A 16,059-nucleotide genomic window follows, 5' to 3' on the forward strand; every position below is an offset into this window, starting at 1 on the left:
TGACCGCAGAGGAGGCGGTCTGGTCTCCCTTCCCGGGGGACGGCGGGAGGGCTAGATTGCCGGGATCGACCGCGGGTGTGGGTCCGCACGACTCCAGGAGTGCTCATGGCCCGTCGCCGCCTGCTCGTGTCCCTGACCGCCGCCGCCTCGCTGGCCGCGATCGCCGCCGTCGGCTCCCCGGGCGCCGCGGCGAAGCCGAAGGCGAGCGCGCCGGACAAGGTCGTCATCATCGTCGTCGACGCACTCAGCAAGCAGATCGTCGAGAAGTACGACATGAAGAACGTCGAGAAGCTGATGCAGCAGGGCGTCGACACCCCGAACAGCTACCTCGGCCACACGGGCTCGGTCACCGTCGTCACCCACAACGTGATCACCACCGGGATGCAGCCCCGGCACATGGGGTGGACCAACGAGGGCTACCGCGACGTCGCCGGGCTGCTCGGCGCGCCGGGTGGGCTCTACCTCACCAGCAACTTCGGCGCCGCGCAGATGACGCCGCTGCAGAAGGCGGCCGGCGCCCCGCACCTGTCCGACTACCTCGACGACACCGGCAAGGTCTTCACGGTGAGCCCCAAGGGGTACGCCGCCTACGGCCTGAGCGGTCCGGGATCGGCGAACACCTCCGTGATCACCTTCGGCAGCAAGACCTGTCCCGTGCCCGGCGACACCACCGGCGCGACGCAGCGGCGCCGCGCGCCGACCGGCGTCAACGTGCCGTCGTACATCTCGGCCGACTGCGGCTCGCGCTACGTCGTCGCGCGCGACACGATCTACGACACCGGCCAGCTGCCGGCCTCGCTCTACCCCGCCACCGACGACCGCTACGTGGTGGGCCACGACCCGGCGCACCGCGGTGGCGACGTGTGGGCGACCGACGCGGTGCTCGACATCATGGGCCACGAGAAGGACGGGTGGAGCGGGATCTTCGTGAGCCTGCCAGGGGTCGACAAGGCGGCCCACATGTGGGGAGGAGTCAACGACCCCGAGGGCGCGACGCCCGGCTACGACCCGATGACGCACATGGAGTACGCCACCCGCACCGCCGACGAGCAGGTCGGCCGGATCATGCGCGCCCTGAAGGACAGCGGCGAGCTCGACAGCACCCTGGTGGTGCTCACCGCCGACCACGGCTCGGTCGCGGCGGACGCGGGCCACTTCCACGGGACGCTCGGCGAGGGCAACGACTACGGCTACTACAACTGGTACTACGGCGACCCCGAGAACGACGTCTTCTACGACAAGCCGCAGCCCGCGCTGCGCCCGCTCGTCGAGACCGGCAACGTCGGCTTCGCCTACAGCGACTCCTCGCTGAACGTGTGGCTGGAGGACCAGACGTCACCGAAGGTCGAGCAGGCCGCCGACCTCATGGAGGTGATGCCGGACGTCACCGCGGTGTGGCGGCGCGACGGCGACCACTTCACCCGCGTGACGCCGGTCCGCTACGAGCTGATGGGCCGGGCGGAGAGGGCGTGGTTCGACGCCAAGGCGCAGGAGCTCGTCGACACCCAGGCGGCGCCCTACGGACCGGACCTGGTCGCCACGCTGCGCGACGACACGACGTACTCCGTCCTGGGTGACCACGGCGGGATCCAGCGCTCGGCGCAGCAGGTCCCGATCGTCTTCGCCGGGTCCTCCCTCTCGCACCGCGACCTCGATGCCGAGGTGAGGTCCATCGACATCATGCCGACGGTGCTGGCGGCGATGGGGATCACGCCCAGTTTCACCCCCGACGGGACGGCCTACCCGCTGCCTCGCAAGAACAAGTAGGGCGCGGGCCGCGTCGCGGGCCGACGGTGGGAGGAGCGCTGGGCGGGACGGTGCTCGCGGTGGTGACGAGCACCACTAGGCTCGTCCCCATGGAGCACCCCATCGGCATCGACTTCGGCGGCACCGGCATCAAGGGCGCACCCGTGGACCTCGGGCGCGGTGACTTCGCACAGGACCGGGTCCGCATCGACACCCCCAGGCCCGCCGACCCGCAGTCGGTCGCCGCGGTCTTCCAGAAGATCGTGGACAGCTTCCCCTCGTCGACCACGCCCGTCGGCGTGACCGTGCCCGGCATCGTGCGGCGCGGCGTGGTGCTGTCGGCCGCCAACATCGACAAGTCGTGGATCAAGGAGGACGCCGACGCGATCTTCACCGAGGCCCTCGGTCGTGAGGTCCACGTCGTCAACGACGCCGACGCCGCCGGCCTGGCCGAGGCGGAGTACGGCGCCGCGAAGGGCCGCGACGGCCTGGTCATGGTCATCACGCTCGGAACCGGCATCGGTTCCGCCCTCATCTGGGACGGCGAGCTGGTGCCCAACACCGAGATGGGCCACCTCGAGATCGAAGGCGCCGTGGCGGAGTCACGCGCCGCCACGAGCGCGCGCGAGCGTGAGGGCCTGTCCTGGGAGGACTGGTCCGACCGGCTGACGACGTACTTCCGGCACCTCGAGCGGCTCTTCACCCCCGACCTCTTCGTCGTCGGTGGCGGCGTGAGCAAGTCGTGGGAGAAGTTCGGGCACCTGATCGAGATCGAGACCGAGATCATCCCCGCCAGGCTCGAGAACCGCGCCGGCATCGTCGGCGCCGCGCTCGTCGCTCACCGCAAGGCCGGCCAGGAGGACTGACCTCAGACCGGTTCCGGTCCGGTCACCTGCTCGAAGGCCTCGGTCGCCCCCCGGAGGTAGCGCTCGACGACCGCCTTCTCCTCGTCGGTGAACTGTCCGTCGAGCCGGTCGAGGGCGACGAACATCGGCAGCAGCTGGCCGACCACCTCGCGGCGTCCCGACGCGGTGAGCACGAGCTGCGTACGACGTCGGTCGTCGGGGTGCGGCTGCCGCTCGACGTGGCCGTGCGAGACGAGGCGGTCGACGATCCCCGTGGCGGCAGCGGTCGACACCTCGAGCCGACGGGCCACCTCGGCCGGTCCGATCTGCTCGCGCGTCAGGTGCTCCAGGGTCGCCAGCTCGGTCAGGCTCATGCCGGCCCGACGGGCGACGACGTGGTTGACCCGGCCGCCGGCGAGGACGAGGTGACGCAACGCCTCGAGGGTCGGCGTCTCCTCCCAGCCCGCGGGCGGACCACCGGGGACGGCTCCGGGGTTCGGCTGCTGGTCGGACGGCATGCGCAGAGTGTCCCCCCTCGCCAGGTTGCACGGCGGATCGATGATCGCTAACTTGCTTAGCAACATACTTCGTGAGTGACCTCATCGTAAGGGACGCAATCATGGGCAGGACCACTTCTCGAGCGGCTCGGTTCATCGCGGGACGGCGCACGGCGTGGCTCGTCGCCCTCGTCCCGCTGCTCATCGCGATCGCGGTGCTGGCCCTCGTGCCGGAGGGGGAGCGGGACGCGAGCCCGACCGACACCCTGCCCGCCGGCGCCGACAGCACCCTCGCCGTCGAGCTGGCCGACCGGCTGCCCGAGGACGAGGGACAGGTCGCCATCGTCCTGTGGACCGCCGACTCCGGAGAGCTCGATCGGGCCGCCCAGGAGGCCATCACCCAGCAGGCGGTCGAGCTGCTGGAGAAGAGCGCCGACGAGTCCGGCACGGCGGGCGGCGATACCGGCGGGCCGCCCCCGGGAGCCGGTGAGTCCGGCCAGTCGGGCCAGTCGGGCCAGTCGCCCGTCGTCGTGGCGGAGGACGGCACGGCCGCGTTCCTCGCGCTGCCGGTGACCTCGTCGTCGGCGACCGACAACATCGACAAGGTCGAGGACCTGCGCTCGGAGCTCCGCGCGGACGCCCCGGACGGCGTCACGGTCCAGGTGACCGGCCCGGCCGGGATCCAGGCAGACATCGGGCAGGTCTTCGACGGCGCCGACTTCCGGCTGCTGCTCTCCACCGCCGCAGTCGTCGCCTTCCTCCTCATCATCACCTACCGCAGCCCGACCCTCTGGCTGGTGCCACTCATCGTCGTCGGCGTCGCCGACCGGCTGGCCGCCGTGGTGTCCACCAACGTGCTCGAGGTCGCCGGCCTCGCCTGGGACGAGTCGACGGTGGGCATCCTCAGCGTGCTGGTCTTCGGCGCCGGCACCGACTACGCCCTGCTGCTCATCTCCCGCTACCGCGACGAGCTCAAGACCAGCGACTCGCGCCATGAGGCGATGGCCCACGCGCTCGCCCGCACGACGGAGGCCGTCGTCTCGAGCGCGACGACGGTCGTGCTCGGCCTGCTCACCCTGCTGCTCTCGGCCATCCCGACGACCCGCGGCCTCGGCGTCGCGTGTGCGGTCGGCGTACTGATCGCGGCGACGTTCGCGCTCGTCGTCCTCCCGGCCGCGCTGGTGCTGTTCGGCCGCTGGATCTTCTGGCCGCGCGTGCCGCACGTCGGCGACACGGTGCTCGTCGAGTCGAACTCGCTGTGGCACCGCGTCGGCGACGCCGTCTCTCGCCGACCGCGCACCTTCGTGGTGGGCACCGTCCTCGGCCTCGCCGTGCTGGCGTCCGGCACGCTCTCGATCACGACCGGCCTCGACCCGGCGGACCAGTTCCTCCAGCGACCGGAGGCGATCTCCGCGGCCGAGCGCCTCGGCCAGTCCTTCCCGGCCGGCACGAGCGACCCGGTCCAGGTCGTCACCCGCGACCAGCCGGAGCAGGTGCTGGAGGCGGTCGAGGGGGTCGACGGCGTCGACTCGGCGCGGATCACGACCAGCGGCGACGGCATCGCCCGCATCGACGCCGTACCGGACGCGGCGCCCGGCAGCGACGCGGCGCAGGCGGTCGTGGTCGACGTACGCGCTGCGGTCGCGGACTTCACCGACACGTACGTCGGTGGTGGCGACGCGGAGTCGCTCGACGCCGGTGACTACGCCGCCAGCGACCGGCTCGTCATCCTGCCGTTGATCCTCGCGCTCGTGCTCGGTGCGCTGCTCCTGCTGCTCCGCTCGATCGTCGCGCCGCTGCTGCTGGTGGCGACCGTGGTGGCGACGTACGCCGCCAGCATGGGCGCGTCGTGGTGGCTGTTCCGGACGGTGTTCGGCTTCGACGCGATGGACACCGGGGTGCCGCTGCTGGCCTTCCTCTTCCTCGTCGCGCTCGGCGTCGACTACAACATCTTCCTCGTCACCCGGGCCCGCGAGGAGGCGCGCGAGCACGGCACCCGCACCGGGATGCTGCGCGCGCTGACGGCGACCGGCGGGGTGATCACCAGCGCGGGCATCCTGCTGGCGGCGGTGTTCGCCGTGCTCGGGGTGCTGCCCCTGGTCGTGCTCGCCCAGCTCGGCGCGATCATCTTCGTCGGCGTGCTGCTGGACACCCTCGTCGTCCGCACGGTGCTGGTGCCCGCGCTCGCGCTGACCCTCGGCGACCGCTTCTGGTGGCCGCGGAAGGTGACGGGCTGAGCGTGCCCGGCGGGAGTCACCGCTGAGCCGGTGACTCCTGCACATCCGGGGCGTTGCAACGGCCGGTCCGCGACAAACTCCCCCCACCTGCGTGACAGGGGAGACAGGAGGGGCCGAATGGCACGAGCGGCGGGCGCCGGCGCGCAGCCTCAGCGGAGAGGTCAGCTCTCCCGGCCGCTGATCGCCGAGGCGACGCGCTTGGTCACGTCGGGGTGGAAGACACTCGGGATGATGAAGGCCGGGTGGAGCTCCTCGGCGCTGACGGTGTCGGCGATGGCCTTCGCGGCGCGGAGCAGCATGTCGATCGTGACGTCCTCGGCGCCGGCGTCGAGCAGCCCGCGGAAGACCCCGGGGAAGGCGAGCACGTTGTTGATCTGGTTGGGGTAGTCCGAGCGGCCCGAGGCCACGACGGCGGCGTACTTCCCGGCCTCGGCGGGGTCGACCTCCGGGTCGGGGTTGGCCAGGGCGAAGACGACGGGCTTGGGCGCCATCGTCGGGATCCACTCGGCGTCGAGGATGTTGGGCGCGGAGACGCCGATGAAGACGTCGGCGTCGACCAGCACCTCCTGCAGCGACCCGGTCGCGCGGCGCGGGTTGGTGGCGTTCGCGAGGTCGGTGTGCGCGGAGGACAGCGAGGAGTCGTCGGCGCAGAGCGCGCCGTCGCGGTCGACGACCACGACGTCCTGCGCACCGGCGGCCAGCAGCAGGGTGACGATGGCGGTGCCGGCCGCGCCGGCACCGGACACCACGATCCGGACGGCTTCGAGGTCCTTGTCGACACAGCGCAGCGCGTTGGTCAGCGCGGCGAGCACGACGATCGCGGTGCCGTGCTGGTCGTCGTGGAAGACCGGGATGTCGAGCGACTCCCGCAGCCGGCGCTCGATCTCGAAGCACCGCGGGGCGGCGATGTCCTCGAGGTTGATGCCGCCGAAGCCCGGCGCGATCATCTCGACCGCGCGGACGATCTCGTCGGTGTCCTGGGTGGCCAGGCAGATCGGCCAGGCGTCGATGTCGGCGAACCGCTTGAACAGCGCGGCCTTGCCCTCCATGACGGGCATCGCTGCGCCCGGGCCGATGTTGCCGAGGCCGAGCACCGCCGAGCCGTCGGTGACGACGGCGACCGAGTTGCCCTTGATCGTGAGCTTGCGGACGTCCTCGGGGTTGTCGTGGATCGCCATCGACACGCGGCCGACACCGGGGGTGTAGGCCATCGACAGGTCGTCGCGGGTGCGCAGCGGCACCTTGCTGTTGACCGAGATCTTGCCGCCGAGGTGCAGCAGGAAGGTGCGGTCACTGACCTTGTGCACCGTCACGCCCTCGACACCGGCGACCGCGGCGACGAGCTCCTCGGAGTGGCTCGCGTCCGAGGCCGAGCACGTCACGTCGACGACCAGCCGGTCGTGGCGCGACTCGGTCACGTCGATCGCGGTGACCACGCCGCCGCTCGCGGCGATCTGGGTGGCGACGGCTCCGACGACGCCGTGGTCGGGTGCGGTGTACAACCTCATGGTGATCGAGTACGACGACGCGGTTGCTGCCATGCCGTGCACCCTTCCCCTCCGCCGGGGTTACGCACAAGTCACCTGCGCCTAGGCTCGGGTTGTGGACATAGTGTTCGTCGACTCCCCCGACCATGACCGCTACGAGCTGCGCGACGGTGACGCCCTCATCGGGCTGATCGCCTACCGGCTCCACGGCGACACCATCACCCTCGTGCACACCGAGGTGCGCGACGAGTACGAGGGGCAGGGCCACGCCGCGCGGCTCGCCCGCGGCGCCCTCGACGACGCCCGTTCACGCGGGCTGACGGTCGTGCCGTCGTGCCCCTACGTGGCGTCGTACATCGAGAAGCACCCGGAGTACGCCGACCTGGTGGCGTGAGCCGCCTCAGCGCACGACGCTGTCGGTGATCGTCCGGCTCGCGCCGAGGAAGAAGATCCCGGGGAGGGTCTCGAAGCCCTCGCTCGGGTTGTCGGTCAGCCGCGAATCGTCGATCGTGAGCGTGCCGGTGCGGTCGTTGGACACGAAGAAGATCGCTCCCCCGCCCTCGCGGGCGTGGTTGTCACCGAACGACGAGCCCTCGATGCGCAGCTGCATCGCGTTGCCGTCGAGGTAGATCGCCCCGCCCGAACCACCGCCGGGTGTGCCGCTGCGCTGAGGGTTCGCGCCACGTCCGACGGCCCGGTTGTGGGTGAACGTCGACGCGGTGATCGTCCACGAGACGCCGATGCTGCTCAGCGCCGCGCCGTTGCTGCACCGGCCACCGGTGAAGGTCGAGCGGCGGACGACCACGGCACGGTCGGCGTACTGGTCGAGGACGCGGACCGCACCGCCGCCGACGTCGGGACCGGCGCGGTCGCAGCGGTTGTCGACGAACTCCGAGTCCAGGATCTTCAGCCGGCCGCCGCGCGCGAAGATCGCGCCGCCCCCACCGCCGTCGGTCGTCTCGCCGGTGGCGTTGCCGTCGGCGAACCGCATCCGCCTGACCACGAGCCGTGGCTCCGCCTGGTCGTCGCAGTGCGACGTCGTCCAGACCTGCGCGCGGTCGCAGGTGTTGAGGTAGAGGATGCGGCGATCGCCCCCGCCGCTGAGCGTGACGAGGCCGCCGCCGTCGAGCACCACCTTCGCCGAGGTGTTGACCACCTTCGCGGTGCGCTTCATCTCGATCGTCACCGGGTCCGCGCCGCAGTCGAACGAGATCGAGCCACCTCGCGCCACGGCCCGCACGACCGCGCGCGACGTGCACGCCGCCGGGGTGCCGGTCCCGACGACCGAGCCGGCACGGGCATCGGTGGTCGCCGTCCGGGCCAGTCCCTCGGTGGTCGAGGTGCGAGCGGAGCGAGCCTCGAGACCACCGGCACCGGCTGGCACGGCCGACGCCACCACCGCGACCACCGCCGCGGCGAGGACGCCGGCCGACCTCACAGCGCCTTCTCGATGTCCTTGCTGAGCTTCTCCGGCTCGGTGGTCGGGGCGTAGCGGTCGATCACCTGGCCGTCACGGCCGACGAGGAACTTGGTGAAGTTCCACTTGATCTTGCTGCCGAGCAGTCCGCCCTTGGAGTCCTTGAGCCAGTCGAAGAGCGGGTGCGCGCCGTCGCCGTTGACCTCGACCTTGCTGGACAGCGGGAACGTCACGCCGAAGTTGCGCTCGCAGAAGTCGGAGATCTCCGCCTCGTCGCCCGGCTCCTGGTTGCCGAACTGGTCGCACGGGAAGCCGAGGACGACGAAGCCCTGGTCGCCGTAGGTGTCCTGGAGCTGCTGGAGGCCTTTGTACTGACCGGTGAAACCGCACTGGGAGGCGGTGTTCACGACGAGGACGACCTTGCCCGCGTACTGGGAGAGGTCCATGTCCGTGCCGTCGATCGCGGTCGCCGAGAAGTCGGAGAGAGTCGTCATGCTCCCGAGTCTGCCAGCCGGTGCTCAACCCCCGTCGGCAGCGCCGCGGCCGTCGAGGTCGTCGAGGTCGTCACGCGTGCGCACCCATGGCGGCGGTCCGAGACCCGTGCCACCCGGGATGACCACCGAGACGACGGCGATCGCGCCGGCAACGTCCTCGAAGAGGTCGATCGTCAGCTGGCACACCTCCCCCTGCCCGTCCTCCCGCGGATCGGCGTCGGCCGTGAGCACCACTCGCGTCGGGTCCGGTCCGACCCCGGACGGTCGCGGCGTCGGCACCGCGCAGGTCACCGGAGGCAGGGGCCCGCGCGTGATCGAGACGACCGGCTGTCCGAGGTCGTTGGCCACGGGACGTACGACGCTGGCAACGACCGGGTCGCGCACCCGCCACCTCCAGTCGGGAGCCGTCGCCGGCTGCCGCCCGTCGGCCGTGCCGGCCGGTTGCCCGTCGACGTACAGCCGCACCTCGCGCGCCAGGCGGGGACGGCCCGACCCGGAGACGAGGAACCGAAGGAAGGCCCAGGCCTCGTCGCGCTGGACGGTGTCGCGCGGGCACGTCCACGCCGGGGTGGCCGTGGCCACGACGGTCACCACCTGCTCGGGCCGGACGGCCCCACCGGCGGGCGGCACGGACCCCAGCACCTGGCCGGCCGGGTCGCACTGGGGCACGGGATCGATCCGCGACGCGATGCCGATGCTCCTCAGGGCGACGACCGCCTCCTCCGAGGTGAGGCCGACCAGCGAGGGCATCGTCCCCGCCTTCCGCTCGACCTCCTCCGGGTCGGGCCCCGCCGTCAGCAGCGGGACCGCGAACGCGGCGGCGACGACCACGACCAGCGCGGCGATCGCGAGAGTGGGCCCGCGGGACGGTCGGCCGAGCACCTCGTCCCGCAACGCCGGTACGACGACCTCGTCGGGGTCGGCGGACCGGAGGATCCGGCGACGCTGGGCCTCGATGACGCGGTCCACCACCTCGGCGGCGCGATCGGCCGGCACACCCAGCCCGGCCGCCACCTCGACGAGGTGGTGGTGGCGCGCGGCGCGGTAGTCCTCGAGGTCCATCGAACGGTCCGATCAGTCCAGGGCGTCCAGCTCGGCCAGCGCCGACTCCCAGCGCGCACGCCGCTCGGTGTCGTCCTGCTCCCACCAGGGCGTGCCGCGCTCGCCCAGCCCGACCTTCGCCAGCTGCGTGCGGTGCCGGGCGGCGGCGAGCTCGTCGTCGTCTGCCGCCGTCCGCACGCCCGAGCGGCCGCGGCCCAGGTGCGACTTGAGGCGCGCGAGCGCGTCGTCGGGGATCGCGGGGTCCGTACGACGCCAGCGCCGGCCGTCGACGACGAGCCACTTCTCGTCGTCGGTCGGCTCGTCGGTGGAGGTCACCCCTCGAGGATGCCACTCACCCGCGTGGGCGCCGAGGGTCAGCGGACGCCGACCACCGAGAGCCGCCCGGCGCCGTACTGCGGGACGGTGACCTGGAGGTCGAGGCGGCGGCCGGGGGTCGCCACGTCGGCCAGCACCTGCGGGTGCGGCCAGCTGTCGACGTGGTGGACCGCGTCGAGCCTGACGTGGGGTGCACCCTCGGCGTTGACGAGGGCGGACATCACGTTGAGCACCTCGGCGAGGTTCTCCTTCAGCATCGGCGAGAGGTCACGCTCGGCGATCGCGTCGGACGCGCCGCCGGCAGGCATCAGCCCGACGGCGGCACCGGCCCAGGCCGACAGGGCGAGGTCCATGACCGCGACCACGCGCGTGGCCTGCTGGTCGTCGACGTAGACCGCGAAGGTCGACCCGACGGACGAGTCGCCGGTGAACGCGTCGGAGAGGACCACCTCGACGTCGCGACCCAGCAGGCCGGAGAGGAGCTCGCGCACCTCCATGGCGTTGGGCGTGCGGGCCAATGTCCACTCGCTCATGCGACCACGGCGTCCAGCTCGTCGCGGAAGGAGTCCGCAGTGAAGGGCTTGGCGATGAGGAACAGTGCACCGGAGGACATCGCGCGCTGCACCATCTCGGGGGTGCCCTCGGAGGTGACGAAGCCGAACGGCACCTGGTCACCGTTCGCCCGCAGCTCCCGGAGCAGGTCGATGCCGTTCATCTCGGGCATGTTCCAGTCCGACAGCACGAGGTCGGGGGCGTGGGTCCGGACGAGCTCGAGCGCCACGGCTCCGTTCTCGGCCTCGATGAGGTCGTGGCCGCCGTAGCCGGCCTGACGCAGGGTGCGGATGACGATCTGGCGCATGACGCGGCTGTCGTCGGCGATGAGGATCTTCATGCGGGGCTCCTGAGGGAGTGGAGGTCGCGCCCCTCGGCGGACCAGACGCGGACGGTGACGGGGTGGTCGGCCCACCAGAGCTCGGTCCGGCAGATCTCGACGCTCGGCTGGTCGGGGTGCTGGTGGTCGGTGACCTCGGGCAGGCCCAGGACGCAGCCGTCGACCAGCAGGCTCTTGACGTTGCCGCCGAGGACGTTGACGAGCTCGCCGACGGCATCACGCACGTCGTCGTCGTCCACGTCGTCGTCGTGGAGCATGCGGCGGGTGAGGTCGTGCGCGGCGGCGCGCGAGACCTCGAGGGTGATCCAGCCGTTCCACGCCCCTCGCACCGAGACGGAGGCGTGGAGCACCCCGGAGCGGCCGTGGTCCGGGTCGCCCGGGCGGTCGTGGTCGAGCAGGAAGGCGGCGAGCACGTCACCGCCGAGCAGCTGCAGGTCCTCGGGCGTCACCGGGGACTCCTGGGCGAACGCGCTCATGCCGCACCCCTTCCCGGCTTGACGCCGAGGTAGTCGAGCTTGTCGACGAAGGCCTCCGCCGAGAAGGGCTTGATCAGGTACTCGTGGGCACCGGCTGCGAGGGCCCGGACGATCTGCCCCTGCTCGGCCTCGGTGGTCACCATCATCAAGGTGACGTCGCGCAGGCCGTTGTCCGCGCGGACCGCCTTCACGAAGTCCAGCCCGTTCATCACGGGCATGTTCCAGTCGACGGTCGCGAGGACCGGCAGGTCGTCGCGGTTGCTCGCGAGCACCTCCAGCGCCTGCTGGCCGTCGCCGGCCTGGAGGACCTCGAACCCGAGGTGCTCGAGCTGGCGAGCGAGCATCATCCGCATGGTGCGGGAGTCGTCGATCACGAGAGCATGCATGGTCAGATCGCTTTCTGTCGGGTCGCGGGGCTCACGCCCGAGAACGTGCGGGGCGGCGGGGCGGCCGGGGCGGCCGGGGCGGCACCGGTGGCAGCGGTGGCCGGAGGTCCGGGGCGGTTGAGGGTCAGTCGACCCACGGGCGTGCGGTGCCACGACTCGTCGATGCCGAGCGTGGTCTCCGCACCGCCGAGGAACAGGTAGCCCTCGGGCGACATGGCCTTGCGCACCCGGCCGAGCACGGAGCGCTTCGTCGGCTGGTCGAAGTAGATGAGGACGTTGCGGAGGAACACCAGGTCGAAGACCGGCATCAGCGGCAGCGGGGCGGCCAGGTTCAGCACCTGCGCGCGCACCATCGAGCGCAGCTGGTCCGAGACCTGCCACTGGGTGCCGACCCGCTGGAAGTGCTTGACCATCAGGGGTGCCGGCAGCCCGCGCCCGATCTCGAGCTGGCTGTAACGGCCCTCCCGCGTCCTCGCCACCATGCCGGGCGCGATGTCGGTGGCCAGGATCTCGACCTGCCACCCGCGCGGCACGACGTGCTCGGCCATGAGCATCGCGATCGTGTACGCCTCCTGCCCGCTGGAGCACGCGGCGGACCACACGGTGATCTTGCGGCGCGTCGCCGTACGGGCGAGCAGGTCGGGGATGACGTGCGAGACGAGCACGTCGAAGGGTTCGCGGTCGCGGAACCAGGAGGTCTCGTTGGTGGTCAGCGCCTCGACCACCTCGGCCCTCGCGCCGTATCCGCCAGGGGACTGCAGGAACGCGACGTACGCGTCGATCCCGGCGGGGCCGTGGGCGCGGGCCAGCGGCTGGAGCCTGGCCTCGACGAGGTACTCCTTGCCCGGCTCGAGCACGATCGCCGCCTCGCGGCGCACGAGGTCGGCGACGTAGGCGAAGGACTGGCTGGACAGGCTCATGCGGGGGCCGCCTCTCGGGGGACGTGGGGACCGCGACGGCCGAGGCGGACGCGGTCGACGATCATGGGACCGATGTGCGCCAGCGGCACGACCTCGGCGGGCAGCCCGGCCACCACGACCGCACGTGGCATGCCCCAGACCACCGAGGTCGCCTCGTCCTGCACGATGGCCGCGCCGCCGGCGGCGACCACCTCGGCGCAGCCGCTCGCTCCGTCCGAACCCATGCCGGTGAGCACGACGGCCAGGACGTTGCCGCCCCAGGTGTCGACCACCGAGCGGAACATGACGTCCACCGCGGGCCGGCAGTAGTTCTCCGGCGTCTCCTGGTCCAGGGTGGCCACCACGGACTGGGTGGCCGCCGACCCCCGGAACCGCAGGTGGTGGTCGCCGGGGGCGATGAGGACGGAGCCGGCGACGGCGGGGGTGCCCGCCTGGGCCTCCACGACGTGCAGCGGGACCTTGCCGTCGAGGCGCAGGGCGAACTGTCGGGTGAAGACGGGGGGCATGTGCTGCACGACCACCACCGGGACCGGGAAGTCGTCGGGGAGGGCCGCCAGCACGGTCGACAGGGCGTCGGGTCCGCCGGTCGAGGCGCCGATGGCGACGACGTCCACGCGCCCGGTCGGTGGCCGTGTCGTGGAGGACGACCGGGACGTCGGGGAGAGGGGGGCAGCCGCCGTCCGCCTCAGCGGAGCGACCCGGTCGAGGACCGGACGACCCGAGAGCACCTTGCTGCAGAGGTGGTGGATCTTGGGCACGAGCTGCTGCCTGACCGCCTCCATCGACGCGGTGACGCTCCCGACGTTGGCCGGCTTCGTCACGTAGTCGCTGGCGCCGAGCTCGAGCGCGTCGAGCGTGGCGTGGGCACCCCGCTCGGTCAACGTGGAGAACATGATCACCGGCAGCCTCGGGTGGGCCGGACGCAGCTCGCGCAGGGTCTGCAGCCCGTCCATCACCGGCATCTCGACGTCGAGGGTGACGAGGTCGGGGTTGACCTGCGCGATCTTCGCGAGCGCCACCCGGCCGTTGGCAGCGGTGCCGACCACGTCGATGTCGGGGTCGGAGCCGAGCACGTCGCTCACCAGGCGGCGTACGACGACCGAGTCGTCGACGACCAGCACCCTGATCTTCCTCGCCATCATCGTCCTCCCGACCCGCTGGCGCGTCAGAACCGGAACTGCCCGACGAGCGAGCGCATCTCGGCCGCCATGCGGGCGAGCTCGTCGGCGGCCTGGCTGGTGCTGGTGGCGGCCGCCTGGGTGTCGGAGGCACTGCGCGCCACACCGGTGACGTTCTGCGCGATGTCGGTCGAGCCGGTCGCTGCCTCCGCCACGTTGCGGCTCATCTCGTTGGTGGTGGCGGTCTGCTCCTCGACCGCGGACGCGATCGTGGTCTGCGCGTCGTTGATCTGGCCGATGATGTCGGCGATCTCCGCGATCGCGGCCACGGCGGCCTCGGTGTCCGCCTGGATCGCCTCGATCCGGCGCCCGATGTCCTCGGTCGCCTTCCCGGTCTCCTGCGCCAGCTCCTTGACCTCGTTGGCGACCACGGCGAAGCCCTTGCCGGCCTCACCTGCCCGCGCCGCCTCGATGGTGGCGTTGAGGGCGAGGAGGTTGGTCTGCTCGGCGATCGAGTTGATGACCTTGATGACGTTGCCGACCTCGGCGGAGGAGTCGCCGAGCTTGGCGACCGTCGCGTTGGTGGACTCGGCCACCACGACCGCCTGGGCCGCGACGCCGGCGGCGTTCGACGCGTTCTGCGCGATCTCGAGGATCGACGCCGACATCTCCTCGGTGCCCGTGGCCACCGTCTGGACGTTGCGTGACACCTGCTCGGCCGCAGCGGAGACCAGCCCGGCCTGCGACGACGACTCCGACGCCGACCCGCTCATCTGACCCGACACCGCCGACAGCTCCTCCGACGCCGACGCCAACGACTGGGCGTTGTGGTCCATCTGGCCCATCGTGGTGCTCAACCGCTCGAGGGCGGCGTTGAGCGACTCACCCATCCGGCCGACCTCGTCGGCCGAGTCGACGGTGAGTCGCTGGTCCAGGCGACCGCCGGCCACCTCCTCCAGCACGGCCACGGTCCGCTGCAGCGGGCGCGCCACGAGGCGTCCGATCCACAGCGCCAGGGCGATGCCGAGCAGGCCGGCGACGACCACCAGGCCGATGACCAGGAGCCGGGAGGACGCGTAGGCCGAACGGGAGTCGGCGAGCGAGTTCCTGGCGATCCCGTTCTCGAGGTCGATGACCGCTTGGAGGTCGTCGGCCAGCTGGTCGCGCAGGGGGTCGAGCTTGTCGTGCTTGACGGCGGCCGCCTGGGCCTCCTTGCCGGCGGAGAGGAGCGCGAACACCTCGTCGTCGCGGACGGACCGGAACACCGGGAGGTCCTTCTCGTACTGCGCGATCACGTCCTCGCGCCCGGTGGTGTCCATGGACGTGTAGAGGTCCCAGTTCTTGTTGACGTCGGCGACGAGCGCGTCCAGCTCGGCCTGGAGCTCGGGGGTGACCTCACCCGCCCCGATGGCCTCCTCGATGGTCGCCGACACCAGGGCCTGGTCGGTGCGCACCTGGGCGACGTACACGCTGGACTGGAAGCTGTGGGAGTACAGGCTCTCGAGGCGGTGCTCGGTCGAGGCCAGCTGCTTCACGCCCAGGGCACCCACGACGGCCATCAGCACGACCAGCAGCAGGTACCCGGCGAGGATCTTGCGGGCGACGGCGAGGTCGCGGAACCGGGCCAGCGCTCCCCGCCGGGCGACTGGACGAGCGACGGGCGACACGGGACCGGTGGTCCGCTGCGGACGCACGGGCGCGTCGGCCTGCTGGCGCGGAGGAGCGGTCAGGACGGTCATGAGGTTCCTCCGGGGGTGACTGCCCGCTCGGTGTCGAGCAGGAGCATGAGGTGGTCGTCGAGCTTGCAGACCTGGGTCACCAGGTCGCGGATGGTGGTCGGCACGGTGTCCGGCGGTGTCTCGAAGGAGTCCCGCGAGGGTTCGAGGACGTCACCGATCTCGTCGACGACGAGGCTCACGACCCCGCCGTCGGGCGTCTTCACCACGACGTTGACCGAGGGAGCGCCCTCGTCGCGCGGCTCGAGCCCCAGGCGCGAGCGCAGCTCGAGCGAGGTGACGATCTGGCCTCGCAGGTTCAGCAGGCCGGCGATGTCCTCGTGGGCGAGGGGCACCCGGGTCAGCCCTTGGGCGCGGAGCACCTCCTGGACCGAGGAGACCGGTACGCCGAACAGGTGGCGGTCGAGGGTGAACGTGCAGTACTGGGACAT

At 71.7% G+C, this 16,059-nt stretch carries 18 protein-coding genes; 4 read left to right on the forward strand and 14 right to left on the reverse strand.

Annotated features, from left to right (window positions below; genetic code table 11):
- The first annotated feature begins 105 nt into the window (after positions 1-105).
- Positions 106-1,767, forward strand: coding sequence for an alkaline phosphatase family protein (locus tag L2K70_RS12340; RefSeq protein WP_236402311.1), 1,662 nt, complete (start codon positions 106-108; stop codon positions 1,765-1,767).
- An 89-nt stretch (positions 1,768-1,856) separates the two neighbouring features.
- Positions 1,857-2,612, forward strand: a complete 756-nt coding sequence (gene ppgK / locus L2K70_RS12345; RefSeq protein ID WP_236402312.1) for a polyphosphate--glucose phosphotransferase — start codon at positions 1,857-1,859, stop codon at positions 2,610-2,612.
- 2 nt (positions 2,613-2,614) lie between these two features.
- Here the strand turns inward: ppgK and L2K70_RS12350 are convergent, their stop codons facing one another.
- Entirely contained in the window at positions 2,615-3,109 is a 495-nt protein-coding gene (locus L2K70_RS12350; protein ID WP_236402313.1) for a MarR family winged helix-turn-helix transcriptional regulator, read from the reverse strand.
- 101 nt (positions 3,110-3,210) lie between these two features.
- On the opposite strand from L2K70_RS12350, the gene L2K70_RS12355 reads away from it, so the two are divergent.
- Complete coding sequence (locus L2K70_RS12355; protein WP_236402316.1) at positions 3,211-5,325, forward strand: MMPL family transporter; 2,115 nt, start codon at positions 3,211-3,213, stop codon at positions 5,323-5,325.
- 161 nt (positions 5,326-5,486) lie between these two features.
- Here the strand turns inward: L2K70_RS12355 and L2K70_RS12360 are convergent, their stop codons facing one another.
- Positions 5,487-6,866: an NAD-dependent malic enzyme gene (locus tag L2K70_RS12360; RefSeq protein ID WP_236402317.1), complete on the reverse strand. Its 1,380-nt coding sequence runs from the start codon at positions 6,864-6,866 to the stop codon at positions 5,487-5,489.
- A 61-nt stretch (positions 6,867-6,927) separates the two neighbouring features.
- Between L2K70_RS12360 and L2K70_RS12365 the strand changes: the two genes are divergently transcribed.
- Entirely contained in the window at positions 6,928-7,206 is a 279-nt protein-coding gene (locus tag L2K70_RS12365) for a GNAT family N-acetyltransferase (protein WP_236402318.1), read from the forward strand.
- 6 nt (positions 7,207-7,212) lie between these two features.
- On the opposite strand, the gene L2K70_RS12370 is transcribed toward L2K70_RS12365, so the two are convergent.
- The 12 genes from L2K70_RS12370 to L2K70_RS12425 are packed head-to-tail and all read right to left on the reverse strand — an operon-like array spanning position 7,213 to position 16,059.
- The gene (locus tag L2K70_RS12370) at positions 7,213-8,250 is read right to left on the reverse strand and encodes a hypothetical protein (RefSeq protein ID WP_236402327.1); all 1,038 of its coding nucleotides are present in this window, start codon (positions 8,248-8,250) and stop codon (positions 7,213-7,215) included.
- Positions 8,247-8,723, reverse strand: a complete 477-nt coding sequence (locus tag L2K70_RS12375; RefSeq protein WP_236402329.1) for a glutathione peroxidase — start codon at positions 8,721-8,723, stop codon at positions 8,247-8,249. The genes L2K70_RS12370 and L2K70_RS12375 overlap by 4 nt, the downstream gene beginning before the upstream one ends.
- A 24-nt stretch (positions 8,724-8,747) precedes the next feature.
- A complete protein-coding gene (locus L2K70_RS12380; protein ID WP_236402331.1) occupies positions 8,748-9,785 on the reverse strand; it encodes a PASTA domain-containing protein in 1,038 nt (345 codons plus the stop codon).
- Between the two features lie 12 nt (positions 9,786-9,797).
- The gene (locus L2K70_RS12385; RefSeq protein ID WP_236402333.1) at positions 9,798-10,100 is read right to left on the reverse strand and encodes a hypothetical protein; all 303 of its coding nucleotides are present in this window, start codon (positions 10,098-10,100) and stop codon (positions 9,798-9,800) included.
- A gap of 38 nt (positions 10,101-10,138) precedes the next feature.
- On the reverse strand, positions 10,139-10,633 hold the full coding sequence (locus tag L2K70_RS12390) for a hypothetical protein (protein ID WP_236402336.1): 495 nt from the start codon (positions 10,631-10,633) through the stop codon (positions 10,139-10,141).
- Complete coding sequence (locus tag L2K70_RS12395; RefSeq protein WP_236402354.1) at positions 10,630-10,992, reverse strand: response regulator; 363 nt, start codon at positions 10,990-10,992, stop codon at positions 10,630-10,632. The genes L2K70_RS12390 and L2K70_RS12395 overlap by 4 nt, the downstream gene beginning before the upstream one ends.
- Positions 10,989-11,468, reverse strand: a complete 480-nt coding sequence (locus tag L2K70_RS12400; protein WP_236402355.1) for a chemotaxis protein CheX — start codon at positions 11,466-11,468, stop codon at positions 10,989-10,991. Before L2K70_RS12400 ends, L2K70_RS12395 begins: the two co-directional genes overlap by 4 nt.
- On the reverse strand, positions 11,465-11,854 hold the full coding sequence (locus L2K70_RS12405) for a response regulator (protein ID WP_236402356.1): 390 nt from the start codon (positions 11,852-11,854) through the stop codon (positions 11,465-11,467). Before L2K70_RS12405 ends, L2K70_RS12400 begins: the two co-directional genes overlap by 4 nt.
- 2 nt (positions 11,855-11,856) lie before the next feature.
- Positions 11,857-12,774, reverse strand: coding sequence for a CheR family methyltransferase (locus tag L2K70_RS12410; protein ID WP_236402359.1), 918 nt, complete (start codon positions 12,772-12,774; stop codon positions 11,857-11,859).
- Complete coding sequence (gene cheB / locus L2K70_RS12415) at positions 12,771-13,913, reverse strand: chemotaxis-specific protein-glutamate methyltransferase CheB (protein WP_236402360.1); 1,143 nt, start codon at positions 13,911-13,913, stop codon at positions 12,771-12,773. The genes L2K70_RS12410 and cheB overlap by 4 nt, the downstream gene beginning before the upstream one ends.
- Positions 13,914-13,939: 26 nt before the next feature.
- Positions 13,940-15,631: a methyl-accepting chemotaxis protein gene (locus L2K70_RS12420; protein ID WP_236402365.1), complete on the reverse strand. Its 1,692-nt coding sequence runs from the start codon at positions 15,629-15,631 to the stop codon at positions 13,940-13,942.
- The gene (locus tag L2K70_RS12425; protein WP_236402369.1) at positions 15,628-16,059 is read right to left on the reverse strand and encodes a chemotaxis protein CheW; all 432 of its coding nucleotides are present in this window, start codon (positions 16,057-16,059) and stop codon (positions 15,628-15,630) included. The genes L2K70_RS12420 and L2K70_RS12425 overlap by 4 nt, the downstream gene beginning before the upstream one ends.

It is taken from the genome of Nocardioides potassii, from assembly GCF_021648885.1.
GTDB lineage: Bacteria > Actinomycetota > Actinomycetes > Propionibacteriales > Nocardioidaceae > Nocardioides > Nocardioides potassii.